This window comes from Serratia grimesii NBRC 13537 (assembly GCF_001590905.1).
Taxonomy (GTDB): Bacteria; Pseudomonadota; Gammaproteobacteria; order Enterobacterales; family Enterobacteriaceae; genus Serratia; species Serratia grimesii.
The window spans coordinates 62,138-82,747 of sequence record NZ_BCTT01000008.1; the positions used below are offsets into that span (position 1 = coordinate 62,138).

Annotated in this window: 18 protein-coding genes and 2 CRISPR repeat arrays (1 of these 20 running past the window's edge); of the genes, 8 read left to right on the top strand and 10 right to left on the bottom strand. The window is 51.1% G+C overall.

Features of this window, described 5'->3' with window-relative positions; all coding sequences use genetic code 11:
* Positions 1-3 precede the first annotated feature (3 nt).
* From phnL to phnP, 5 genes are all read left to right on the top strand, one after another.
* Entirely contained in the window at positions 4-708 is a 705-nt protein-coding gene (phnL, locus tag SGR01S_RS11080) for a phosphonate C-P lyase system protein PhnL (protein ID WP_037426035.1), read from the top strand.
* Positions 708-1,844, top strand: coding sequence for an alpha-D-ribose 1-methylphosphonate 5-triphosphate diphosphatase (gene phnM / locus SGR01S_RS11085; protein WP_037426038.1), 1,137 nt, complete (start codon positions 708-710; stop codon positions 1,842-1,844). The genes phnL and phnM overlap by 1 nt, the downstream gene beginning before the upstream one ends.
* On the top strand, positions 1,844-2,413 hold the full coding sequence (phnN, locus tag SGR01S_RS11090; RefSeq protein ID WP_061807476.1) for a ribose 1,5-bisphosphokinase: 570 nt from the start codon (positions 1,844-1,846) through the stop codon (positions 2,411-2,413). The genes phnM and phnN overlap by 1 nt, the downstream gene beginning before the upstream one ends.
* On the top strand, positions 2,410-3,012 hold the full coding sequence (locus SGR01S_RS11095; protein WP_037423100.1) for a DapH/DapD/GlmU-related protein: 603 nt from the start codon (positions 2,410-2,412) through the stop codon (positions 3,010-3,012). Before phnN ends, SGR01S_RS11095 begins: the two co-directional genes overlap by 4 nt.
* 84 nt (positions 3,013-3,096) lie before the next feature.
* Complete coding sequence (gene phnP, locus SGR01S_RS11100; protein ID WP_037423256.1) at positions 3,097-3,879, top strand: phosphonate metabolism protein PhnP; 783 nt, start codon at positions 3,097-3,099, stop codon at positions 3,877-3,879.
* On the opposite strand, the gene SGR01S_RS11105 is transcribed toward phnP, so the two are convergent.
* Positions 3,830-4,468, bottom strand: coding sequence for an NAD(P)H-binding protein (locus tag SGR01S_RS11105; protein WP_061807477.1), 639 nt, complete (start codon positions 4,466-4,468; stop codon positions 3,830-3,832). The two genes, phnP and SGR01S_RS11105, sit on opposite strands and share 50 nt — an antisense overlap.
* 46 nt (positions 4,469-4,514) lie before the next feature.
* The gene (locus SGR01S_RS11110) at positions 4,515-4,949 is read right to left on the bottom strand and encodes a YhbP family protein (RefSeq protein WP_061807478.1); all 435 of its coding nucleotides are present in this window, start codon (positions 4,947-4,949) and stop codon (positions 4,515-4,517) included.
* 430 nt (positions 4,950-5,379) lie between these two features.
* On the opposite strand from SGR01S_RS11110, the gene speFL reads away from it, so the two are divergent.
* From speFL to potE, 3 genes are all read left to right on the top strand, one after another.
* Complete coding sequence (speFL, locus tag SGR01S_RS24185) at positions 5,380-5,484, top strand: leader peptide SpeFL (RefSeq protein ID WP_112363015.1); 105 nt, start codon at positions 5,380-5,382, stop codon at positions 5,482-5,484.
* Between the two features lie 276 nt (positions 5,485-5,760).
* Positions 5,761-7,923 carry an ornithine decarboxylase SpeF gene (gene speF, locus SGR01S_RS11115; RefSeq protein WP_061807479.1) on the top strand — a complete coding sequence of 721 codons (2,163 nt, stop codon included), beginning with the start codon at positions 5,761-5,763 and terminating at the stop codon, positions 7,921-7,923.
* A 63-nt stretch (positions 7,924-7,986) separates the two neighbouring features.
* Positions 7,987-9,303: a putrescine-ornithine antiporter gene (potE, locus tag SGR01S_RS11120; protein ID WP_082797620.1), complete on the top strand. Its 1,317-nt coding sequence runs from the start codon at positions 7,987-7,989 to the stop codon at positions 9,301-9,303.
* Positions 9,304-9,409: 106 nt separating this feature from the next.
* Positions 9,410-10,517: a CRISPR direct-repeat array (repeat unit 28 nt; unit sequence TTTCTAAGCTGCCTGTACGGCAGTGAAC).
* Between the two features lie 130 nt (positions 10,518-10,647).
* Here potE and cas6f read toward each other — a convergent pair.
* The 8 genes from cas6f to SGR01S_RS11160 all read right to left on the bottom strand — a co-directional run bounded on the left by cas6f (position 10,648) and on the right by SGR01S_RS11160 (position 20,368).
* Positions 10,648-11,202, bottom strand: coding sequence for a type I-F CRISPR-associated endoribonuclease Cas6/Csy4 (gene cas6f, locus SGR01S_RS11125; RefSeq protein ID WP_061807480.1), 555 nt, complete (start codon positions 11,200-11,202; stop codon positions 10,648-10,650).
* Positions 11,203-11,212: 10 nt separating this feature from the next.
* The gene (gene csy3, locus SGR01S_RS11130) at positions 11,213-12,214 is read right to left on the bottom strand and encodes a type I-F CRISPR-associated protein Csy3 (protein WP_115185130.1); all 1,002 of its coding nucleotides are present in this window, start codon (positions 12,212-12,214) and stop codon (positions 11,213-11,215) included.
* Between the two features lie 12 nt (positions 12,215-12,226).
* Entirely contained in the window at positions 12,227-13,150 is a 924-nt protein-coding gene (csy2, locus tag SGR01S_RS11135; RefSeq protein WP_061807482.1) for a type I-F CRISPR-associated protein Csy2, read from the bottom strand.
* A complete protein-coding gene (csy1, locus tag SGR01S_RS11140; RefSeq protein WP_061807483.1) occupies positions 13,138-14,502 on the bottom strand; it encodes a type I-F CRISPR-associated protein Csy1 in 1,365 nt (454 codons plus the stop codon). The genes csy2 and csy1 overlap by 13 nt, the downstream gene beginning before the upstream one ends.
* A gap of 400 nt (positions 14,503-14,902) precedes the next feature.
* Positions 14,903-18,160, bottom strand: a complete 3,258-nt coding sequence (cas3f, locus tag SGR01S_RS11145) for a type I-F CRISPR-associated helicase Cas3f (RefSeq protein ID WP_061807484.1) — start codon at positions 18,158-18,160, stop codon at positions 14,903-14,905.
* Positions 18,157-19,137: a type I-F CRISPR-associated endonuclease Cas1f gene (gene cas1f / locus SGR01S_RS11150; protein ID WP_061807485.1), complete on the bottom strand. Its 981-nt coding sequence runs from the start codon at positions 19,135-19,137 to the stop codon at positions 18,157-18,159. The genes cas3f and cas1f overlap by 4 nt, the downstream gene beginning before the upstream one ends.
* A 479-nt stretch (positions 19,138-19,616) precedes the next feature.
* The gene (locus SGR01S_RS11155) at positions 19,617-20,060 is read right to left on the bottom strand and encodes a helix-turn-helix domain-containing protein (RefSeq protein ID WP_061807486.1); all 444 of its coding nucleotides are present in this window, start codon (positions 20,058-20,060) and stop codon (positions 19,617-19,619) included.
* Positions 20,057-20,368 carry a type II toxin-antitoxin system HigB family toxin gene (locus SGR01S_RS11160; RefSeq protein WP_061807487.1) on the bottom strand — a complete coding sequence of 104 codons (312 nt, stop codon included), beginning with the start codon at positions 20,366-20,368 and terminating at the stop codon, positions 20,057-20,059. The genes SGR01S_RS11155 and SGR01S_RS11160 overlap by 4 nt, the downstream gene beginning before the upstream one ends.
* A gap of 228 nt (positions 20,369-20,596) precedes the next feature.
* A CRISPR array of direct repeats spans positions 20,597-20,610; the repeat unit is 28 nt; it runs 495 nt beyond the window's last position.

Genomic DNA, 20,610 nt, shown 5'->3' on the forward strand with positions numbered 1-20,610 from the left:
CAGATGACTATTCAAATCCGGGTTGAACACCTTAGTAAAACCTTTGTGCTCCACCAGCAGCACGGCACACAACTGCCGGTGCTACACGATGCCAACATGACCGTCAGCAGTGGCGAATGCGTGGTGCTGCACGGGCATTCCGGCAGCGGAAAATCGACTCTATTACGTTCGCTGTACGCTAACTACCTGCCCGACAGCGGCCATATTTGGGTCAATCATCAGGGGGAATGGCTGGACATGGTGCAGGCCGAAGCGCGCCAGATCCTGGCGGTTCGCCGCCATACCCTCGGCTGGGTCAGTCAATTTCTGCGGGTGATCCCGCGGATCAGCGCGCTGGACGTCGTGATGCAGCCGCTGCTGGAACAGGGCGTAAACCGCGCCGAATGCCGCGAACGCGCCGAGACGCTGCTCAATCAGCTCAACGTACCGCAGCGCCTGTGGCAGTTGGCCCCCTCCACCTTCTCCGGTGGTGAACAACAACGGGTGAACATCGCGCGCGGCTTTATTGTCGACTACCCGATCCTGCTACTCGATGAGCCGACCGCGTCACTCGACAGCCGCAACAGCGCGGCAGTGGTCGGGCTGATCGAACAGGCTAAACAACGCGGCGCGGCGATCGTCGGTATTTTCCATGACGAAGGCGTCCGCCAACAGGTCGCCGACCGGTTATATGACATGCAGGCGCCACAGGCGCTGGAGATCCTCTGATGATCATCAATAACGTTAAACTGGTGCTGGAAGATCAGATCGTAGAAGGATCGCTGGAGGTAAGCGACGGTATTATTCGCAGCTTTGCCGATACGCCAAGCCAATTGCCACAAGCACTGAACGGCGAAGGCGGCTGGCTGCTGCCGGGGTTAATTGAACTGCACACCGATAACTTAGACAAGTTTTTCACCCCGCGCCCAAATGTCGACTGGCCAGCGCATTCGGCGATGAGCAGCCATGATGCACTGATGGTGGCCAACGGCATCACCACGGTGCTGGACGCGGTGGCGATAGGTGACGTACGTGACGGCGGTCATCGTCTGGAAAACCTGCAAAAAATGATCGACGCGGTGATCCACAGCCAGCGCGCCGGGGTCAATCGCGCCGAACACCGGTTGCACCTGCGCTGCGAACTGCCCAACGAAAGTACCCTGCCGCTGTTCGAACAACTGATGGACAAACCCGGCGTGTCGCTGGTGTCGTTGATGGACCATTCACCGGGCCAGCGCCAGTTCGCCTCACGCGAAAAATACCGGGAGTATTATCAGGGCAAATATCATCTCAATGATCAGCAGATGAGCGAGTATGAAGAGCGGCAGGTCGAGCTTTCTGGCCGCTGGGCCACGCCGAATCGCGAAGCCATTGCCGCCCATTGTCGGGCGCGTAAAATTTCGCTCGCCAGCCACGACGATGCTACCGCCGCCCACGTCAACGAATCCTGCGCACTGGGTAGTGTGATTGCCGAATTCCCCACTACCGAAGATGCTGCCCTTGCTTCGCACCAACAAGGATTGCAGGTGCTGATGGGCGCACCGAACATCGTGCGTGGCGGCTCACATTCCGGCAACGTTGCAGCGCACCATCTGGCGACGCTGGGGGTGCTAGATATCTTATCCTCAGATTATTACCCGGCCAGTCTATTGGATGCAGCATTTCGCATCGCCGCCGATGAGCGCAATGGCTATAACTTGCCGCAAGCGGTACAGATGATCACCCGCAACCCGGCCAGGGCGTTGGATTTGCAGGATCGCGGTACCATCGCCGAAGGATTACGCGCGGATCTGGTATTAGCACGGTCGCACGGCGAGCACATCTACGTGCAAAACGTGTGGCGCCAGGGCAAGCAGGTGTTCTGATGGCGCATCTTATCTATCTGGTGGGGCCTTCCGGCTCGGGTAAAGACAGCCTGCTGGCTGCACTGCGTGCCGATGCTGATAACGCGCCGCTGGTCGCGCACCGCTATATCACCAGACCGGCAGACGCCGGCTGCGAGAACCATATTGCACTTAGCGAACCGGAGTTCCTGCGCCGCCGTGCCAAGGGGCTTTTTGCCCTCGACTGGCAAGCGCACCAACACCATTACGCCTTTGGGATCGAGGTGGATCTCTGGTTACTTCAGGGGATCGACGTGGTGGTCAATGGTTCGCGCGCCCACCTGCCGCAGGCGCAGCAGCGCTACGGTGTACAACTGCTGCCGGTGTGCCTGCAAGTCAGCACCGATATTCTGCGTCAGCGTCTACAGAACCGTGGACGTGAAAGTGCCGACCAGATCGAGCAGCGACTGGTACGGGCAGCGGAGTATCAACAGCATCTGCCCACCCATTGCCGTTTGTTGGATAACGACGGCAACCTCGATGACACTTTGGCAGCGCTTTTCGCGCTGCTTCCTTCATCCACAAAATACCCTCAGGACGCCATACTATGAGCGACTTTGCACAACCGAGAATCGGCGACAACGTAACCCTAACCCGCAGTCGACTCGGTCAGTATGTCCACCTGGCTGATGACGCGATTCTGGAAGAAGTGGAAATGGGCGACTATTCCTACACTGCCGGACATAACCAGATTTTCTACGCTACCATCGGCAAATTTGTGTCAATCGCCTCTTACGCACGCATCAATCCTGGCAACCACCCAACCTACCAACGCATCGCCCAACATCATTTCACCTACCGTGCTTCAGAGTACGATCTGGGTGAAGATGACGAGGCATTTTTCGACTGGCGACGTGAGCACCATGTGACCATAGGCCACGATGTGTGGATCGGCCATAACGCCATCGTGATGCCCGGCGTCAGCATCGGCAACGGTGCGGTAATTGGTAGTGCCGCCGTGGTGACCAAGGATGTGGCCCCTTATGAGATTGTCGCCGGGGTGGCGGCCAAAAAGATCGGCATGCGTTTTGATGATGCACTGATTGAACGTATCGAACGTAGCCAGTGGTGGCATTGGGATCATCAGACGCTACAGCAACGGCTGGCAGATTTTCGCGACATTCATGCCTTTGCAGAAAAATATCTCTAGAGCCTTATCAATCTTACCCAATGAATTTCACGTTGCAGCCAACAAGGCTGTGGCGTGAAAGGCAAAGAGGATGGGAGTGACGACATGCAACTGACGTTTCTCGGTACCGGCGGCGCGCAACAGATCCCCGTGTTTGGTTGCGATTGTTTAGTCTGTCAGCGGGCGCGACGCGAGCCTGCATTCAGGCGCAGACCTTGCAGCGCGATGCTTAAATTTCAGGGAGAAACGACCTTGCTGGATGCAGGATTACCGTCGTTAGAACGGCGCTTTTCGGCGGGGGAAATTCAACGTTTTTTACTGACACATTACCACATGGATCACGTACAGGGGTTATTTCCTTTGCGTTGGGGGTGCGGAAATTTCATCCCCGTGTACGGTCCGGCAGATGAACAGGGTTGCGATGATCTCTTTAAGCACCCCGGTATTCTGGCATTTCAACCTCCGTTCAAACCTTTCGAAACCCTTGAGTTGGGAGGATTGCTCGTCACGCCGCTGCCTCTGCATCATTCGAAACTCACACTGGGTTATCTGATCCAGGCCGCAGGGAAATCGCTGGCCTACCTGACCGATACTGTCGGTTTGCCGCCGGATACCGACGCTTTCCTGCGCCAGGTACCGCTGGATTTGCTGATACTCGACTGTAGTCTGCCGCCCCAACCCCAGATGCCACGTAATCATAACGATTTAACCCGCGCGTTGGAGATTCAGCAGCGCCTGCAGCCAGGCCGCACTTTGCTTACGCATATCAGCCATCATCTCGATCTGTGGCTGATGGATAACGAATTACCACTCGACCTGGAGCTGGCGTTCGATAATCTCAGTGTGCGCTGTGAAAGCAATGCAGCCGATCGGATTCCAATACCTTAACGCCGCTGCCGGGGCTGAACGCCTGCTCCAACAGCGTTTGCGCCACGTCTTTTGCGGCAACTGCGCGCCATTTGCCGGGTAACAATGTGAACAGTGGCGCGGTGATACGTTCAAGCAAACGTGGCGATGAACGCTCGCCCAACAACATCGATGGGCGCACCAACGTCAGTCGCGGCCAGTTTTGCTCACGCAATGCCTGCTCCATCTCCCCTTTAGTACGGTTATAGAGGAAGGTGGAACGGATATTCGCCCCTAGCGCACTGACAACGAGACAGTGCTGGGCGCCCAACCGCCGGCCGGTCAACGCGCTTTCGATCACCAGTGTGTAGTCGACGTAGTGGAAATTAGCATCGCTGCCTGCCTCACGTCGTGTGGTGCCTAAGCAACAGAAAACAATATCGACCGGCTGCTCCTGCTTTGTCAGTAGTGCGAACAGGTCATCACCCACGGGGTTGACTAATTTTCCATGCGCCGGCAGCGGCTTGCGCGTTGGCGCCACGATCGCCGTGACCTGCGGATCGGCCTGCAACAGGCGCAACAATTCGCGCCCCACCAACCCGGTAGCCCCTACAATGAATACCCGTGCCATATACCCTCCTGCCGATTGATCACTCTGAAAAGTATAGTTTATTACGTCAGATCCGCGCCCAATGCAGTTTCTTGCCGAAGCCGAGGGTGTTGTCGGTCATTTTCACTTCTTGTAGAGCCAGCCGCCAAATCGGCGCTTTCATCATCTTGGCTATTGGAAAACGCTTGCAGTAACGCGCACGTGCCCGCATTTCTTCATCGCCGCTCAGCATCACCGCTTCAGCGCGATACTGTACGCCGCGGATCAACGCGATAGTCTTCGGCTTTGGTGCGATAGTGCCGACCACTCGGCTATTTTGCAGCATCAACTCGCCATGACGAGTGTGCGTTTCCGTCATCAGCCACAGCGCCATATTCTCGGCATCAAGCACGTAAAAACAGTTGGCGCACCACATGTCCATACCATTACCGGCGCAAAGCGTTAGCACATGCTGCTTACTGAGGAAATGTACGATCTGTTGTTGCTCTTCAGTCGTTTTCAACGTCAATTCTCCCTTTCATCTCTCCTCATCTTACCTTGCGTTGTTGAGGAGGGTCACAAATAACGATAATGCCAGCAAAAATTAAAAACGAATATAAAAACACTAAACATGAATTAATATTCCAAAACATCGTGAGTGTATTTATAACATTAAAAAAACAAAGCATCTTCATATGTGCATTATACAGCCAGTTTAGACGCAATTTTTTTGTCCACTCTCTATCACCGGCAAGACATGATGCAAAAAATCCTTTTTTTTTATCAATCTATTTACATGCAAAAAATGGCATCACTCACTGTTTATGCACATCACTGAATAACAAGTGAATAATTATTTATCAATTGCCATATTTACGTGACTAACGTCACACATTTTAGTCTGAAGGGCGTTAAAATAGCGCCATCTTTTCACTCAGCAAGGTGGATTAGAAATGGAAAATAACAACCGAAAAATGGCACATATTAGGCGCACTACGCATATTATGATGATGGCTCATCGCAGCTGCTTTAGCTTTGCCTTCTTTAACTTCAGATAACACCCCCTCTCGCTTTACCCAAAGCAGCCGATCACTATTACGTCTACATTATTTATCCTGAGAAATCAGGACGGATATGCACATCAATTTTTCAGTAAATCGTGCAAGTGAATAGCTGTATCGCGTAAACGCAGCATCAGAAAATACAATAGAGAGAACTCAGGCTGTGCTATTAAGCACTGTCATGTTCTTCTCACACTTTTATTTTATATAAGGTAATCACAATAAGATCATTAATCTTGTTGCTGGAATACCTTTGTCTGAAGAATGATAAAAATGAATAAATTGAAAATTGCCGCCAATATCAAAACAGTAGGCTGTTTTGAAACCTCTCGTGAAATTGTCGATGTCCATCAGAGTGACTTCAATGATATTGCTGCCATCGTGCTGTCGGTAGAAGACGTCACTCAGGGTATGGTGGCACACCTCGAAGAGATCGGCTTGAATATTCCTCTGTTTGTCGCAGTTTGCTGCGAAGAAGAGTTGGACAACGCCATACTCCCAGCCCTGCATGGTGTATTTGAACTCTGTGGCAAAAATACCCAGTTCTATGGCAAACAGCTGGAAGCCGCAGCGGTAAAATATGAAAGTGAGTTGCTGCCACCATTCTTTAATACGCTCACGCAATATGTCGAGATGGGTAACGCGACCTTTGCTTGCCCAGGGCATCAGGGGGGCGAATTCTTCCGTAAACATCCGGCAGGACGCCAGTTCTTTGACTTCTTCGGCGAGACCCTTTTCCGTTCTGATATGTGCAACGCAGACGTGAAATTGGGGGATTTATTGATTCATGAAGGCGCTCCCTGCGCAGCACAACAGCATGCCGCTAAAGTGTTTAACGCTGATAAAACCTATTTTGTTCTCAACGGTACATCTGCCTCAAACAAAGTAGCGACCAATGCCCTGCTGACACGCGGTGATTTGGTGCTATTTGACCGTAATAACCATAAATCCAACCATCATGGTGCGCTGATTCAGGCAGGCGCGACGCCGGTATATCTGGAAACCGCCCGCAATCCGTTCGGGTTCATCGGCGGAATCGACGCCCATTGCTTTGAAGAGCGCTATTTGCGCCAGCAGATCCGCGAAGTCGCCCCTGAACGCGCCAATGAAGCCAGACCTTTCCGTTTGGCGATCATTCAGTTGGGCACCTATGACGGCACCATTTATAACGCCCGTCAGGTAGTCGATAAAATTGGCCATCTGTGCGATTACATCCTGTTCGATTCGGCCTGGGTCGGCTATGAGCAATTCATTCCGATGATGAAAGACTGCTCGCCTTTGCTGCTTGAACTCAATGAAAACGATCCTGGGATCATTGTGACTCAGTCTGTCCATAAGCAGCAGGCCGGGTTCTCACAAACCTCGCAAATTCACAAGAAAGACAAGCATATCAAGGGGCAAGATCGTTACTGCAACCACAAACGCTTTAACAATGCCTTTATGCTGCATGCTTCCACCAGCCCATTCTACCCACTGTTTGCCGCACTGGACGTCAATGCCAAAATGCATGAAGGTAAGAGTGGTCAACGTCTGTGGAAAGAGTGCGTTCGCGTAGGCATTGAAGCGCGCAAAATGCTGCTGGACACCTGTAGCTTAATCAAACCTTTCGTACCGGACCAGATCGACGGCAAAGCCTGGCAATCTTATGACACCGAAGCAATGGCCAACGATTTGCGTTTCTTCAACTTTATTCCCGGCGAGAAATGGCACGCCTTTGAAGGCTATGCAGAGTCACAGTATTTTGTCGATCCATGCAAGTTACTACTCACCACGCCGGGTATTGATACGGCAAGTGGCAACTACAGCGATTTCGGTATTCCGGCGACTATCCTGGCCAACTATCTGCGCGAAAACGGCATCGTGCCGGAGAAATGCGACCTCAATTCTATTTTGTTCTTGCTCACACCGGCCGAAGACATCGCCAAAATGCAGCATTTGGTGGCGCTTATTGCTCGTTTTGAAAAACATATCGAACAAGACTCTTTAATTAGCGAAGTCTTGCCTGCGGTTTATAAAAACAATCAGCAGCGTTATGAAAACTATACCCTTCGCCAACTCTGCCAAGAAATGCATGACCTCTACGTAAGCTATGACGTTAAAGAACTGCAAAAAGAAATGTTCAGGAAAAGTTATTTCCCTCGCGTAACCATGAATCCACAAGATGCAAACACCGAGTTTGTTCGCGGCAATGTGGAATTGGTCTCATTGGCGAAAGCCGAAGGCAGAATTGCCGCTGAAGGTGCTTTGCCTTATCCCCCAGGTGTTTTGTGTGTAGTACCTGGTGAAATTTGGGGTGGCGCTGCACAGCGTTATTTCCTGGCATTGGAAGAAGGCATCAATTTATTGCCTGGTTTCGCACCGGAATTACAAGGCGTGTATATCCAGAAAGATGAAGATGGCTGGAACCGCGCGTACGGTTATGTAATGAAAAATTAAACACATTACAAGGCGGTGAATACCCTTCACCGCCCAGATCGCATTATAAAAGAGAGAATGATCATGAGTAAGTCTAATAATAAAATGGGGGTCGTTCAGTTAACGATCCTAACCGCAGTGAACATGATGGGTTCTGGCATAATTATGCTGCCAACCAAACTGGCCGAAGTAGGCACAATTTCCATCGTATCCTGGTTGGTCACTGCCATAGGTTCAATGGCGCTCGCTTATGCTTTTGCCAAATGCGGCATGTTCAGCCGAAAATCCGGCGGCATGGGCGGGTATGCCGAATACGCCTTCGGTAAATCAGGGAATTTCATGGCGAACTACACCTACGGTGTATCGTTGCTGATTGCCAATATCGCCATCGCTATTTCCGCCGTCGGCTACGGCACTGAACTGTTTGGCGCCAATCTAAGCCCATTAGGGATCTGTATCGCCACCATTGGTGTGCTGTGGCTGGCCACGGTCGCTAACTTCGGTGGTGCACGCATTACCGGCAGGATCAGCGGTATCACGGTCTGGGGCGTTATTATCCCGGTGGTGGGAATCTCGATCATCGGCTGGCACTGGTTCAGTGGCAGCGCCTATATCGCCGCCTGGAATCCGCATTCGGTGCCAACGTTTGAAGCCATTGGGGCTTCTATCTCCATGACACTGTGGGCCTTCCTGGGTCTTGAATCCGCCTGTGCCAATACTGACGTCGTGGAAAACCCTGAACGTAATGTTCCGATCGCCGTACTCGGCGGTACTCTCAGTGCTGCGGTTATCTACATCGTTTCAACCAACGTCATTGCAGGTATCGTACCCAATATGGACCTGGCTAACTCGACCGCGCCTTTCGGGCTAGCGTTTTCACACATGTTCAACCCGACAGTCGGTAAGATCATCATGGCACTGATGATCATGTCCTGCGTCGGCTCACTACTGGGCTGGCAGTTCACCATTGCGCAGGTGTTCAAATCCTCTGCCGACAGCGGTTTCTTCCCGAAAATTTTCTCCAAACTCAGCAAGGCCGATGCTCCGGTTAAAGGTATGTTGACCATCGTGGTGATCCAGAGCGTGCTGTCTCTGATGACCATCAGCCCGTCGCTGAATAAGCAGTTCAACGTGTTGGTGAATCTGGCTGTGGTGACCAATATCATCCCTTACATCTTGTCGATGGCAGCGCTGATCATCATTCAGAAGGTGGCAAAAGTACCGGAGAACAAAGCGCGGATTGCCAATATCATCGCCGGTATTGGGGCACTCTACAGCTTCTATGCACTCTACAGCTCCGGCGAAGAAGCCATGATGTGGGGCGCAATTGCCACCTTCCTCGGTTGGACGTTGTACGGTCTGGTTTCACCTCGTTTTGAAATGGCAGGGAAAAAAGGCTAGCGGTAATAAGCCATGGGTGGTCGGGGATAGGATTACGACGGGGAACATGCCATCATAATCCGTCCCTGGCCACCAACGTTGCTGTATATCCTTGTCCAGAAAGGCTTCCCTATGCTGCCGGTGCGGCAGTGAACATTTACTTACTGGGTGCCAGGCGAAATCATCATTTCTAAGCTGCCTGTACGGCAGTGAACATCAAGCCGCATAACTGCCCGACTTTGGCTAATTTCTAAGCTGCCTGTACGGCAGTGAACTGTTATGCCGCAATCCAATTACCGCACTGATTTTTCTAAGCTGCCTGTACGGCAGTGAACTGGTTGGTACCCAGCAGATTTTTTTGATGTCTTTTCTAAGCTGCCTGTACGGCAGTGAACCACCCCATTCATGATACGCATGGTTACTGTGATTTCTAAGCTGCCTGTACGGCAGTGAACGTGACTCTGTGGCATCGCGTAGCGGTTGCACTTTTCTAAGCTGCCTGTACGGCAGTGAACAACAGGGCATCACAAAGATCATCATCAACGTGTTTCTAAGCTGCCTGTACGGCAGTGAACCAATGCTGTCGATATCAAGCGCCAACAATTTGTTTCTAAGCTGCCTGTACGGCAGTGAACATTTGCGACGCGGCTACAGTTACCGCGTTTTGTTTCTAAGCTGCCTGTACGGCAGTGAACGCTGTGATGTCAGTACACGCGGGCGCGCGGAATTTCTAAGCTGCCTGTACGGCAGTGAACGCTGTGCGTATGATCCCGAACAATCGCGCACTTTTCTAAGCTGCCTGTACGGCAGTGAACAACGTGCCGTTACCGTCACCGACGGCCATACGTTTCTAAGCTGCCTGTACGGCAGTGAACGCCGTGCTCTGCTTCCCATCGTGACGGGTCACTTTCTAAGCTGCCTGTACGGCAGTGAACCATTGGGCTTGTCAGTGTCAGTATTGGGGCCATTTCTAAGCTGCCTGTACGGCAGTGAACCTGTCGGCTTCTATACCACCGTATCTGGCCGATTTCTAAGCTGCCTGTACGGCAGTGAACGAACAGCACGACGCCAGTACGGTACGCATCCATTTCTAAGCTGCCTGTACGGCAGTGAACCTACTGCTCAGACCCTTGGTAACGTAATGTTATTTCTAAGCTGCCTGTACGGCAGTGAACAATTGTCCAGCCCCTGGAAGAGTGGCCAGATTTTTCTAAGCTGCCTGTACGGCAGTGAACTGTACGAAATAACCAGTAACAAACTGACTATTAAATAAAATATTGGTTATTTCATGCTTTAACCCAAATTTTCCAGGCATGGGGCAGAGATAATAAAATCAATAAGTTATCCCTGCCACAAAATATAGGGTCAGAACCATGGCACCGTGGCTGATGGGCTTAAGCCATAGAAACTAAACTTTCCTTCCACCGGCGTTTTCCGCAATGCTCCCTGCTTTAGAAACAGGCGAAAACTTTGCCCCGAAGAGAGGCTTTTCAACGCAATAAACGCAAGTGAAGAGCGTTGTTCACTGGTCATCGGGATCTTTTCTCTGGCCTGTTCCTCAGTTAACCAACCTTTATTGACCGACCTCCTTCGCAGGCGCTCTGCACTGCTCTTGACCTGAACCCGGCTGACCGTTCGGTATTGAGCGCCCGCTGGCACAGTCTGAATGGGGTCTACGCCGGTATAGTCGCGCAACCCTTTCAGCCAACCGCTTTCCTGAAGTTCCATCAGCGCCTTACCGCTACCGTGCAGCCGTAAAACAGCACCCGGCGTACGCTGCATGTCTGGGAAGCTGACGCCGATATTCCCTTGAGCATAGGAAGCTAACGCCCGATGCAGCTTGGCGAATAGCGCAGCCATCAACATGGGTTCGCTGAACTCAGGATCGGGCAATACACGAATATCCTGATAATGATCCATGTTAGCCCCCTTATTCACCCTTCTCGCCAAACACGCCACCACGGATTAAAATCGCCATCACATAGTGCTGTTGCGCCACATCGGGGACTTTGCCTTTAGTGACCCAATTATCCAGCAAAGTGTAGAAATCCATTTTCTGTTTTGGCTGACGATAGGCTTGCCCACGGCTAGTCACCGAACCATAAGGTTCCACCGCGATCGGCCCCAATCCCAACGTTTCAGCTTCGGGATACCAGCTATCGATGGTACGCAGCGCGTTACCAATTTTCTGTGAGTGCATGGCGGCAATATCATCGACCTGATATAACACTTTGCTTTTCTTGCTATTACTGTCCAATACCAATTCTTGCGAAGGGAAAATTTCCTGTCCTTTGCCCAAACGCACTTCAGCATCGACGCTGAAGAAAGAGAAACTCTCCCCAGACAAGCCCTGCTCAATTTCCTTGGCCAGTTCAGCCAGTGCCTTATTCGGTTGGCTAAACTCACGCAAATTGTAATCAGTAGCGTTAAATTGCCAGGTCTTCTCTTTGCCTTTAACGGTAATAGTAATTTCGTCAGCGCCAACGCGATTGCGCCACAAGAAACGTCCGTTCGCCAGGTTTTCAGCATAGCGCCCGGCCAGTTCTTTGAACCCCTGCTCCTTGATATACCCCTGGATCACTCGCGCTAATTCAGCCTGGTAATCCTGATCGTTACATACCGATGGCTGTGCCAGATTACCCAGTACACGCAGGGTAAAACTCACTTTCAAGGTATCGGCGTCAAACGGCAATGCCGCTACGTCCACCCGCTGCAAATTAGGCTTTTGAATTTCGGCGTCCAATTTAGCAGGATCGCTAGCGACAGCATTTTTTAAACGGTTAGAAATGGTGCCACGCACCGCTTTTTCTTGAATGGCAATCGGTGTCCATTCAGGTTGTTGCCAATTACCGGCGTACATGATGGCGTCCGAGTTTGCCAATTTACGCTCAAATGCCAATACAGAAGCGGTCTTTACAGTAGCCATAGTTATTAATCCTTTAAATTATTCTTCATCGTTAAATTCGTAGGTTTCCATCACGGCAGGTACGGCACTGCGACATAGGTAGTCATCGCCTTGATGATGGTATTGCCATAACAACTGATTCAGTTCGGTAATACGGTGCAAGCTGCGCCACTCGCCAATGCCGTAAACCGGCTCGGCGAAACGGAAAGGTGTTGAAGGATCGCGCGTTTTTGCTACCTCACCCGGTGCATATAGTGAAGAGATCCCCCGATAGCCGGTTTGCATTGGTACCAAATAACCCGAAGCCGGTTTCGGCACGTAACGCCATTGGGGATCTTGTTCGCTGGCGGGTTGATATTTTACTGCGGCAAAATCCAGCCAGGCGTCCAACAGTTCGGCCTGCGGGTTGCTCTCTTGCAGCGTTTGATAATGGTTGGCCAACAGCTCGCTACGATCGAGCAGAGCAAACCCGGGCAGTAAACGATGCATCAGCCTGCGCAAGTCCGCTGGCTTTTCAGGGGTGCCCATAACTTTGATCGTACCGATGTCGGTAATCACACCACCAGCCAAACGCTGAGCTGGGCACAGATCGGCGAGATATTTTTCCAGAGCTCTGGCGCCCTCATCGCCATTAGCGATGGCTCCATGACACTCGAGCAGCAAGGATACTGTCATGTGCATCCGGCCTTCTTCATTGAACGCCGCCGTTTTAGCCTCTTTGGTCAAGGGATTACGTGTTAACGCAAAAGCATAATCACGCCCGGAGGAATGAGCATGCAGCTGATACTGATGACAAATGACGCCGCAGCCAGTCAGGGTCAAACCGTGGCTCTGCTGCAACTTGCGGGATAGCGCATGGGTATAACCGAGAAAATGGGTGATTGCCGGGAAACCATAGGTTAGGCCAGCGATGGCATTGGCGTTCTCAACCCGTACGTGACGCAGTACGATCAAAGCTCCCATGAAAAATCTCCCTTAAACTCTGCTTCAAATTCACGCAGGCGACGTTTAAACAAGGGGGCAGTCGACCATTCGCGCCGTTCAACTTCACTGAATTTCATCTCTTCGCTTTTTAGCTGGTGATTGAGCCAAACGCCGAAATCCAGAGCGATTTCCTTTTTCCAGCCACCGCCTTCACGTTCAAAGCGGAAGTCCTCATCCTGCTTCATCCGCCAGGGATCAAGCCAAAGCTGTTGTGCGCGGGAAAGTTGGCACGCCTCACGCTGGCTCCAGCATTGCCATTCTTGCCGATTTTGAATGCCGGCCACATAACTAAACAGAATATCGATAACCTCATCGACGTAGGCGCTACGCTGCTGACGGATCTCTACGTTATTCCCTGGAACCTTGTTAGCATCGCGCAGGTGCTGTTTTAGTTGCCATACCGCATCCCTCGCCAACGCGGAGAACTCTTTCCGCTCCTGAAAAATAGACTGTTGGTTTAACGGCAGCTTGCTGACGGTTAACCACACTGGCGCAGAACACGGCAGCAACCAGACGCGGCCACCGCGTACGCTGTTGAGATAGGAAATATTCTGTGGCTTGGTGCCCCCCATATTTAGCACTGCGGTTTTGGGGTAGATCACCCGAGGTTCTGGGTACCACTCACCGGCTTTTAGGGCCTGATAACACTCTTTGGCAGTATCGCTAAAGCGCACATCGCTGATGCGCTGGTGCACCGCCTGTGCTAACGAGGAGGAGAATAGCGGGCTAAGCAGATGGTATTCGTTCGGCCCAACCGGGAAATAAAGCTGTTTAGCCAGAGTATGGGAAGAAAGGTTTTTATTCACTAACACCTGTTTGAAACCCGCCATCCACAGTTCCAGTTGCTCTGGGTTTTCGGCTAACGCCGCTAGCGGAGTGCTATCGCCACGGCTTAAACACGCAATCAGCGATTCGCCTTCATATTCCAATTGCAGCAACTTCGCCACATCCAGCGCTGCGGCATTGCCCACGGCGTCGATAGCCGGTTGGGATAAGCTTGCGCTCGAAAGTCGGTCTGTAGCATGTGACTCGCTATCCGCAGCAAAAATACTGCTGCCTTTGGCATCGCTGTGGGTAAATTTTAGGGCGTGAGTGACAAGACTGATTTGCCCTGCACGGCTGGCGGCGTCAGTCAGCCAATGGCGTGGAGTATAATTTCTCTCTAATTCTTGCCGCTGTTCCAAGGCGCTTTGCCTAGCAACCGCGATCTCTTCAGCCTCAGTCAGCCCCGCCAGCTTCTTCGCAAGATCCTTTTCCAGCGCTTCCAGCTTGGGCTGCTTGCGACTGGCGATATATTCTACGATCAACGCGGTTAATCCATTATCGGCCATAAACACTCCTTGCCTCCCTGGCTCGACAAGAGAGCCAGCAGCTGCGGTCATTTGTTGATATTGATAGTCAGGATTGATATCACCTTCGACTTACCGAGCGAGTCTGACTTGTTTCCATCGCTCTGAATCAGCGGGTTTATACAAACAATACATACAGTCAGCAGTTGAACGACTCTGCCAATTTTATCCGTCCATCCTTGTTTCATTTTGACACCTCCGCATGTTCGATAGGAGATAGCCTACGCCAAAATTATCCTATGTTCTATAAATAATACGGATGGAAAAGGAAATTCTAGCATTTGCTTTTTGAGGCGTTTACCATCATCACACTGCTGAACAAGCAGCTTAGAAATATGTTCTATAGATGTAAGAGTCAACTGCCGTACAGGCAGCGGCGCACTCATTCGAGTGCGCCAAACACCCCTAACAGCGGGTGGAAATGCCATTGATCGGCCTTATCTTTCCTCAGATTAATTTCGCCAAATTTCTGGCTAACCTCTGTCAGTTCCATATCCAGCTTTTCGGCCAATCCTTGGTAAATGGCGCCATAGTCTGCGGTGAGCCAGGCGCCTACGCCTTCAGCAAAGGTCACTTCAACCTGACGGAAGTTATCGCTGGTTTTCCATTGGCCAGGGACAACATCCGGAAATTTAAAACACGGCGCATCCCCTTCGTCCGCTATCCACAGGTAGTGTGGTTCCTCCTCGGTAGACTGGCGAAATGGCGTCAAACGCTGTTGTTCACCGCACCAGGTTGCCTGTTTGCGCCACCAAAGCGCGGCGTAGTATTTATCAAGCTGCTTTCGCCCCTGTAAAACCGTTCGCAGACAGGCATGTTCAAGATCGACCAGATTATGGTGCTGCTTTAGTACCAATGCCTCCTGAACGCGCGGAATCGCACTGATCACTTTATATTGTTCAGGCGGTAATATTTCCGTCAGATCATGACTCTGTAGCTGGATCTGATAGAACGTTGACTCAAACCCCGGCCGACAATAAGCCGGCTGGTTGCCTTTCAGCGCCTTAACGTTCTTTTGCAAAATATGCAGATTCGGATACTCGCAGGGTTGCTGCCGATGGCGTTGAATACGCCCTGCCAATTGGATCAGCGAGCGCATTGAGCTCGGTTCGGCAATCGCCCAATCGTAATCATGATCGCGCCCCACCTCCGCAACCGAGGTGGCCAGCACCACAAACAGATGGTGCTGCTGCGGATAATCCGTCAATGCGCGATCAATCTCCGCCATTTGCCACAGTGCGGCTTCAGAATAACGCGTCAAAGTTTCGTCCAACCGCTGTTCTATATACGAACGCATCGCCAACGGGTGCTGGCTGTGGTAAACGCAATAATGGATGCAGGTATTGTCAGGCGCTGCCGTATTGAATAATCGCTGTGCTACTGCCACTAGCGGATTGATATTGGCCATACGGATCAACCCCAACGAGACGGTTTTACCCGTTGGGTGCTTTTGATGATGAAGTGAGTGTAATTGTTGCATCGACGCGAATAGCGTTTCCGAGACGCTATCCAATACCGCGCTTTCACGCAGGCCAGTTGGTTGAACCGCTACCAACTGTGCGCGACGCAGTACTGGCACATTCTGCAATTTACCCACCCGCCTGCCAACAAAGGCCTCATGCGCCGCCTTAAAGCCTTTGGCATCCTGAATATCATGCTGCACGGCATCATGCTCATCAAACCAGGCACAACAAACATTCAATTGTGTGCCTGGCAGACCACACCCTTGTTGATAATCCGCTCGCCCGGATTTATAAGCATTGAACAGAGCCTGAACCAGCGCAGGCGGTAGGGTTGCAGAAGAAAGTAAAACGCGGGAACCCAACATTCCTGCCCAATTGACCACTCGGCATAGCGCGGGAAGATCGGCAATATCAAAATCATCTGGCTCATCCAGCACTAAATCGGCGGTCAACAAACGCAGCATCGGCGCTATTTGCTTACCACCGCGCACACCCTCCGTCGCACCAATCAGATGATCAATAGTAGTCACCAATACCGGTGCACTCAGTAATTTGTGCAATTTGTCGCTATCTTGTAGCCAACGGCTTAAACGTCCATCATCCAGACTGCCACCGTAACTGACATAATGATGCTCCGCGAACAGCTCATCTGCCGAAGCGCTGCCGGTGCCGCGCCGCTCCAATTTATCATTGTTGAGTTGATGTAATTGCCGCACCGCCGCAGAGCCAACCAACACCGCCAGATCGTCCTCTTCCAGAGTAAGCTTGGCTTTCAGCGCATCGCCGGTTTGCAGCGTTAAGGTTCGTAGCCCTAATGCCACAGAAAAACGGCAACCTGCCTTCTCATCGGCCAAGCCATACATAATGCGGGCGTTGGCAAAAGTTTTGCCACAGCCGGTAGAGGCCATATTAACGCCAAAGAAACCCTGATTAACCGAACGTTCACGCACTGAATACGTGAGATCGTAGGCTTTATCCTGCCAACGAAACCTCTCGGTTTTACTGCGCTGTTTAAACCCTTTATGCCGCGTAATAGCCGGCAGCGTGGCTCGGATATGCGGTAAGCTACGTCCCAGCAATAGTGCATTTTGCCCTACGCCGATATTGTGCTCGTCCAGTTGCTGCTTCAATTCACCGGTTTGGCGGTCAGTATTGGCATACACCCGATACCCGGTATCTTGCCAACCCACCGTTGGTGGTAAGGATGAGTAGTGATGGTCCGCTAACATCAGCACCAGACGTGCCATATGGCAGGTGAAGCGCTGCTCCAACACGCCAAAATCCATCAATGAAGATTGTTGCAACGCTCGTTGAGCAAATTTATGCGCTTTTTCCCGCCAGATAATACTGCGCATCGGGGTGCCTTGAGGGAAAACCCATACCGCACGGCGTTCATCTGGTGTCCAGCCCTCAATCTGGTGGTTAGTCGAGTTCCAATCAGCGGTTAATTGCTGTGTCAACCAAGTGTCGATTGCCGACAATTGGGGTGGATTGCCTTCAACACGCGTTGGGTAAGCCGGTAAACGGTGATGGGAAACGATCAACCAGGCAATGGTCGTTGCCAGCGGAGGTAATGATATGAAAGGATTTATAAACTCATCGATGGCATCTTTGACCAGGCTTTCCAGCATCAGTTCTTCATCGTGCGCCTCAATCATTGCCAGGGCCGCGAGCCACTCCTTGTCGCTTCGTTTACCCACCCAGGCACAAAACAACCGCAATGAAACCCACTCATGGCGATAGGGCTGGAAGCTTTTCCCCACACCACGTAAACCGTTCTGGAATAACTGGTTGGCCTTGCCAAAGTCATGGAATAAACCCGCAATGGCCGCCAGTAAGCTGATACTTTCCAGATTATGCCATTGGTTTTCACTGTGGCTTTTCAAAATATCACGTTCAGTGGTATTAGTGGGTGCCGCACCTTCGGCATTAAAACGACGTTGATTGCCGACGATCCAGAGTAATTCCGTTTGATTAGCCCCTTTAATCCAGTGGCAAGCCACTGCCGTATTACGCCGGGCGCTTTTACGTAACAGTTTACGCAAGGTGTTCAAACCTTCGTAGGTGATGGCGGTTTGCCAGGTACGTTCGCCCTTGCGCTCGGCAAATTGATCTAATATTCGACGAGTTTCCGTTAAGGCACGTTTATTACACTGAGCAACCAAAAGAATATTCACCGCCCCACCTGGCTTAACTGCTGGGCAGTCGTTTGCAGTGCCTCAATCATGACATCCAGAACATCTGCCTTTTGAAATCCATTAATACAGCGCTGGCGGAACTCTTGCTCCTCTTCCCCCTGCATCGCGGCAATAAACGCCTGCGGTAATACCAACGCGTCTTTGATCAGATCTGCGGCGTCAAATACCAGGCCACCGCGACGCGTTTTACCATGTAACACCGCTAACCCATGTGGCAACCTAATTACCCAGGTTGCCACGGCAGCCAAACCGTAGGCCAGGTAATTGCCGTGATCCAAAAAACGGTTTGCAATATCTACACCACCACCGCGTTTGGCACGGGTAAAGTCACCGTATCCCACCGCCGTAGCAGCCAGCTTATATAAGGCTTTGGTCATCACCGCTTCTTGCGCGAGCAAGTCGGTACTATTACGGCATGCCGTCAGATTATTTTCATATTTATCCAGCAAGGCCAGCAAACGGTTTTCGTCTATGGCAAAACCGGTTTCCCGCTCCATTCTGGCGTTTAACCAGTGTTTTTTTATTTGCTCAATACGTACACGTTGAAAAGCTATCGCCGCAGCTAAGCGTTGGTTATCGTCAAACCAGAAGCTCACCCAATGTTGCAAATATTCTGTTGGCCGATATTCGCTTTGTGAGCATAACCAAGAAACGGCGACTTCCACTTCATTGCCCGCATATAAAGGTGTACCTGCACCACCACAGAAGCCAACCAAGACACCCGCTTTGGCAAACTCGCGCATTGCGGCTTGCGTAATTGAAGTGCCAGTTCCGAGCATGACAACAGAAGTATTAGCAATGGGGATATTCCAATAAAGAGACTGTTTCCCTTCATCAGTAACATACTCAACTCGTCCGCCATTAACTAAAACACGGCAATATTGCAGGTAATAAAGATTGGCTCTTTTGGAATGCAAGATTGTTTTTAAATCGGACGGCGAGAATGAGTCATTCATGTCTTGAATTATCCATAATTTAAATGATTCGAGATTGGTCAATAGAGCGAATGCATCACCGACTATACCCTATAGCTTTCAAGTTGCAGCTAGGCGACTAGCTCGCTCATCCCCAGGCGCTTACTCGAGTAAGTTACTGGGGTGAGAGCGAGTGCAGGTAACAACGCTGCGGCTTGAAAGATGACGGGTATAACTGAACAAGTTACGCTTTTATCATACCCAACATGGAAAAACCGTTACTAACCGACAAAATATCATTATTGATGGGGAATTATGCTGCCTGTAACCCTGGTGCTTGATTAGCTTAGCACTGAGACTCAGGAACGATATTTCGGCAACATACCCGCTAAGGAACAGGGCAGCTAAAAAGGAAATTCCAGACTGGACGAATGGGAACAGAAACGGCGCCACAGGCGCCGCCTCGTGATTTCAATCATTAGGGTTTGGACAGGCAGGTCACCAGGAACCCTCCCTCCCCATCAAATAAACAAATCAGCAGGGACATCAAAACGCGTCGCCAGCGCCTTGATGTGCTGTACAGTCAATGAGCGGCGACCGTTGAGAATGTTGCTGACATTGCTTTTAGATCCCAGCTCATCTTCCAGATCAGCGGCTTTTAAACCCTTCTGATCCATCAGGGTTCGCAACGCGGCGATCCCAGTAGGGATCTCCGCCACGCGACGGTTAAACGCCTCGAATTCCGGGACGCTGTTTTCATATTCTGTAATTTTGGCCGCAAGCGGTTCAAAAAGCGGGTTGTTCAGCTCGTCACGATCGACAAGATATTCAATCAACTCAAGAGCTTTTTTATATTCAGCCTCGCTTTTATTACCCGTCATCAGAGGAATGCATTTCACCGCGTTGGCAAATGTCGCGATCATGCCTTCGGCACTGTCGGCGTCGATATGAGTGGCAACAGTCATTCTTTATGCTCCCTATAATACTTTGTTAACTTGTCGTATTCGGCATGAGTCTCAATGTGCTTTACAAAAACCTTTTGCTTTTCAAAGTCAATGAAGGCCATCAGCCGCAACGTGTTCCCGGACACATCAATCACCCACCACTTTTTACGGTACTTGAAGTTATCCAGTGACGGGATCGCTCTTTTCATCTCATCCGGGCTGTTGAAGGTCTTTTTTTCCAGAACCCTCATCAGATCAAGAAGCGCCAACGCGCTATTAGGGTATTTCCCTGCAGCCTCATTAAAGGGCTGTCTACTGATCACATGCACCGCGAATCCCTCGCTTATGTATTCATCTTGAAAACACTGTAGCCCCTGACGGGGTTGTTTTCAAGTTGAAAACTAATATTCCCCACACCGTACACGCTTTCATCTTCATTGCTCTCATGGTTTACGTGGCCGTTTGTTTGGGACCCACAACGCGTTGGATGTCCGCACCGCTGTAGCTGCCTGTACGGCAGTGAACCAGGCCAACGGCCAGGGCAGACGCTTGCAGCATTTCTAAGCTGCCT

Coding starts and splice junctions, on each gene's coding strand:
- phnL (WP_037426035.1), top strand. CDS start 4: ATGACTATTCAAATCCGGGTTGAACACCTTAGTAAAACCTTTGTGCTC.
- phnM (WP_037426038.1), top strand. CDS start 708: ATGATCATCAATAACGTTAAACTGGTGCTGGAAGATCAGATCGTAGAA.
- phnN (WP_061807476.1), top strand. CDS start 1,844: ATGGCGCATCTTATCTATCTGGTGGGGCCTTCCGGCTCGGGTAAAGAC.
- SGR01S_RS11095 (WP_037423100.1), top strand. CDS start 2,410: ATGAGCGACTTTGCACAACCGAGAATCGGCGACAACGTAACCCTAACC.
- phnP (WP_037423256.1), top strand. CDS start 3,097: ATGCAACTGACGTTTCTCGGTACCGGCGGCGCGCAACAGATCCCCGTG.
- SGR01S_RS11105 (WP_061807477.1), bottom strand. CDS start 4,468: ATGGCACGGGTATTCATTGTAGGGGCTACCGGGTTGGTGGGGCGCGAA.
- speFL (WP_112363015.1), top strand. CDS start 5,380: ATGGAAAATAACAACCGAAAAATGGCACATATTAGGCGCACTACGCAT.
- speF (WP_061807479.1), top strand. CDS start 5,761: ATGAATAAATTGAAAATTGCCGCCAATATCAAAACAGTAGGCTGTTTT.
- potE (WP_082797620.1), top strand. CDS start 7,987: ATGAGTAAGTCTAATAATAAAATGGGGGTCGTTCAGTTAACGATCCTA.
- cas6f (WP_061807480.1), bottom strand. CDS start 11,202: ATGGATCATTATCAGGATATTCGTGTATTGCCCGATCCTGAGTTCAGC.
- csy2 (WP_061807482.1), bottom strand. CDS start 13,150: ATGGGAGCTTTGATCGTACTGCGTCACGTACGGGTTGAGAACGCCAAT.
- csy1 (WP_061807483.1), bottom strand. CDS start 14,502: ATGGCCGATAATGGATTAACCGCGTTGATCGTAGAATATATCGCCAGT.
- cas1f (WP_061807485.1), bottom strand. CDS start 19,137: ATGAATGACTCATTCTCGCCGTCCGATTTAAAAACAATCTTGCATTCC.
- SGR01S_RS11155 (WP_061807486.1), bottom strand. CDS start 20,060: ATGACTGTTGCCACTCATATCGACGCCGACAGTGCCGAAGGCATGATC.